Source organism: Paenibacillus sp. HGF5, from assembly GCF_000204455.1.
Lineage (GTDB): Bacteria > Bacillota > Bacilli > Paenibacillales > Paenibacillaceae > Paenibacillus_AQ > Paenibacillus_AQ lautus_A.
Map to the genome: position 1 here is coordinate 1 of NZ_AEXS01000010.1, position 3,738 is coordinate 3,738.

At 51.2% G+C, this 3,738-nt stretch carries 4 protein-coding genes; all 4 read left to right on the plus strand.

The genetic code is table 11. From position 1 onward, the window contains the following. Window positions 1-136 precede the first annotated feature (136 nt). The gene (locus HMPREF9412_RS01430; RefSeq protein ID WP_009589490.1) at window positions 137-964 is read left to right on the plus strand and encodes a carbohydrate ABC transporter permease; all 828 of its coding nucleotides are present in this window, start codon (window positions 137-139) and stop codon (window positions 962-964) included. Further along, window positions 964-1,932, plus strand: coding sequence for a phosphoglycerate dehydrogenase (locus HMPREF9412_RS01435; RefSeq protein ID WP_009589488.1), 969 nt, complete (start codon window positions 964-966; stop codon window positions 1,930-1,932). Before HMPREF9412_RS01430 ends, HMPREF9412_RS01435 begins: the two co-directional genes overlap by 1 nt. A gap of 40 nt (window positions 1,933-1,972) precedes the next feature. After that, window positions 1,973-2,902, plus strand: coding sequence for a dihydrodipicolinate synthase family protein (locus HMPREF9412_RS01440; RefSeq protein WP_009589489.1), 930 nt, complete (start codon window positions 1,973-1,975; stop codon window positions 2,900-2,902). Window positions 2,903-3,100: 198 nt separating this feature from the next. Then, the coding region (locus HMPREF9412_RS01445) for a GntR family transcriptional regulator (protein ID WP_009589487.1) at window positions 3,101-3,738 on the plus strand (638 nt) is incomplete at its 3' end.

The following is a 3,738-nucleotide window of genomic DNA, read 5'->3' on the forward strand; positions in this document are numbered from 1 at the left end:
TATACCGTCGGCTTTCTGAACATGAGTCTCGGCAAAGCAATTGCGATTTCCCTCATTACGCTGCCGCCGCTGATCATGCTGATCCATTATGTGACCAAGCGTTCGCTGGCGTCTGACAAGTAAGGAGTGATCTTAAATGAAGAATTCGCTCGGCAAGCAAATTACGGTATACTCGACGCTCGCGCTGCTGCTAATATTCGCGCTCTTCCCTTTATATTGGATGGTGATCACCTCCTTCAAATCCAACGGAGAGATCTATTCCATGACGCCTACGTTTTGGCCGAAGGAATTTCTCGGAACCGCCTACGATAAGCTGATCAACGAAAAGGGCTTTATGACGAATATCAAAAACAGCATGTTCGTCTCATTGATCGTATCCTTGTTCTCGATCACGGTCAGCATGCTGGCTGCGTATGCGATCTCCAAGCTCAGGTTTCGAGGAAGAAGCTTCATCTCCAAAAGCATTCTCTATGCGTACCTGATGCCGAGAGCCGTTCTGTTTATCCCGCTGTACATGCTGGTGACGGCCATCGGCATCAACAATTCCATTTACGGCCTCATGCTGATTTATCCGACGATCACGATTCCGTATGCTACGTGGATGCTCATTTCCTATTTTAAATCCATCCCGGACGAAATCGAGGAAGCGGCCATGATTGATGGATGTTCGCGAATCCGTACGATGACCAAGATCATTTTTCCGTTATCGGCTCCAGGCATTGCGGCTACCTTCATTTTTTCGTTCACGTTGTGCTGGAGCGAATATTTGTATGCTTTGGTTGTTGTCACAAAAAGCGCTGACAAGACGATCACGCTGGGACTTTCGGATATGATCGTCGGCGACGTCTTCGCATGGGGACCCCTGATGGGTGGCTCCATTATTGCATCGATTCCGGTCATCGTGATGTATCTGTTTACATCAAAATATATGGTAAGCGGAATGACGGTAGGAGGAGTTAAATAATGAAGGCGAAGAAAGTGTTAGTAACGGCTACGAATTACTCCAAACTGTGCGCGGATGCGAAGCGGCTGCTCGAAAGCCATGGATGCGAGATCATCGAGAATCGTTTCGGACGTCCGCTAACGTTCGAGGAACTGAAGGAAGTGGTGGGATCGGTCGACGGCGTCATTGCCGGCGTGGACACTTGGAATGAGGAGATATTCAAGCTTGCGCCGCAGCTTCAAGGCATCGCCCGTTTCGGCGTTGGCGTGGACAATATCGATTTGGAGGCTGCAAGGAAATACGGAATACAAGTAACCAATGTACCTCGAGGCAATGCCAACGCGGTAGCCGAGCTGGCGATCGGATTGATGATCTCGGTCCGTCGGCATATTCCCGCGCTGGATCGATCGACGAAGAACGGCAGCTGGGAACGCTTTGTCGGCTCCGAGCTTGCTGGTGGAACAATCGGCCTTCTAGGGTTCGGGAATATCGCCCAGCTCACCGCGAAGAAGTTGAAGGGCTTTGATGTCGAAATTATAGCTTATGATAAATATCCAGATACGGCTAAAGCGTCGGAATACGGCGTTACAATGACAACTTTCGAGCAGGTGCTGGCGAATAGCGATATCGTCAGCATGCATTTACCCAGCTTGAAAGAGACGCACCATATTATGAATGACAAGGCTTTTGCCAGGATGAAACCATCCGCCATTTTCATTAACACCGCGAGAGGAGCCGTCGTGGATGAACAGGCGCTTTCCCGGGCACTGTTGTCCGGAGTCATCGCCGGGGCGGCCATCGATGTCTACGAGTCCGAGCCCGTATCCGCTGACCATCCGATTCTTCAGATCGGGAACCTGATAACGACGCCGCACACCGCAGCCGAGACTTTCGAGACGTACACGCGGGTCAGCATGATTACCGCTCAGGCATTGCTGGATATATTCGAAGGAAGGGAACCGCCAAATATACTGACTGCAAAAGGATAATGTACAACCAATGATACGAACCATTCAGGAGGGGACGCAAATGTATCAGATCATTACCGACGGCAATTGGCCGGTTATGCTAACGCCGTTCACGGAGCAGAACGAAGTGGATTACGAGGCCTTGGAGCGGCTTATCGACTGGTATATCGACCGGGGAGCCGACGGCCTGTTTGCCGTATGTCAATCCAGCGAAATGTATACTTTGACTCTGGAGGAGCGCGTATTGATCGCAGCCTTCGTCAAAGCGAAGGCTGCCGGCCGGGTACCGGTCATTGCATCGGGTCATGTATCAGATGCGTTTGAGGATCAAGCAACGGAGCTGAACGCCATGGCGGAAACCGGCGTCGACGCCGTCGTCTTAATCACGAACAGGCTCGCTGCTGCCGAGGAATCCGATGATGTGTGGCTGACGAATCTCGATAAGCTGCTCGGGCGATTACCAGAACACGTCCCCCTCGGATTGTATGAGTGTCCAGCCCCGTATCGGCGGCTTCTGACGCCCGAGATGCTGAAGAAATGCTCCGATACCGGACGCTTCCGGTTTATCAAGGACGTGAGCTGCGACCTGCAGCTGATCGGGGATAAACTCAAGGCGGTCCGGGGCGGAAGTCTGAAAATCTTCAACGCCAATACGGCGACGCTTCTGGACAGCTACCGGCTCGGCGCTTTCGGCTTCAGCGGCGTGATGGCCAACTTCCACCCCGAGCTGTATACATGGCTGTTCCGGAATTGGGAAAGCCAACCGGAAGCGGCAGAGGAACTGTCTGATTTTCTCAGTGTGTCGTCATTTCTTGAGAAGCAGCTCTACCCGGTGAATGCCAAGTATTACCTCATGCTGGAGGGCATACTGACAAACTATCGCTGCCGTTCGAGAAATCATGAGGAGTTCAGTGCCACCCAACGGCTGGAGATCGAGCAATTATACCGGGTGTCCAAACAATATGCCCGGAAGTATCCCATTTTGGCTTAAAGCGATATCGGAAAAATACGTTGAAGTGTAAAGTCGCCTATCATGGCGGCTTTTTTTTTGTAGTATTGTTAATTCAAGATTGTCTGCCCGGATACAGCCTTCACAGGATTTCATTTTGCCAAACGAGCTGAAGAGTGATTATACTATAAGAATGGATTGATGCAGCAAACCAGTTATGGTAAATAAAGGTGGTCTCATATGGCTAAGTCCGACCGGTATACGTATCAAAATAAAATGAAGCACATGGTCACCGACCTGCGCCAACAAATTAAACGCGGCACTTACGCTCAAGGCGAATATCTACCATCGGAGATGACCCTGATCGAGCTGTATGGACTGAGCAAAAATTCTGTCCGGCAGGCGCTGGATCAGCTGGTTCAGGAAGAATTGATCGTGAAAGTACCCCGCGTAGGCACCCAAGTAGTTGCAGCTTCCCGGCAAACCCGTAAGATTCGTTTCGGTTTGTACCCTTCCCTATATGCGGAGGCCGAAATGGAATATGTGCTCGCCTTATATCATGAGCGGCATCCGGAGATAGCTGTGGAGATTGTGGACCTTCCCTACGAACATCCGGAAAGCATCGCCAATCTGATGAGGCTTGGCATTGTGGATGTGCTGTCCGTCAACATCCAGGATATGATGCATTTTCAGGAGAACGGCAGTACCGGTCTGTTTCATCGTCAAGAGCCGCGCGCGTCTACATATACTTTTTTGCACGGCCCGTTCATGGATGCCGAAGACCGGCTGGCGGCGCAGCCGTTCATTCATTCTCCCGTGCTCTTGGCCTACAATAAAGAGCATCTGCGGGAAAAGCGCCAGTTCGAGCCGGACAGCAG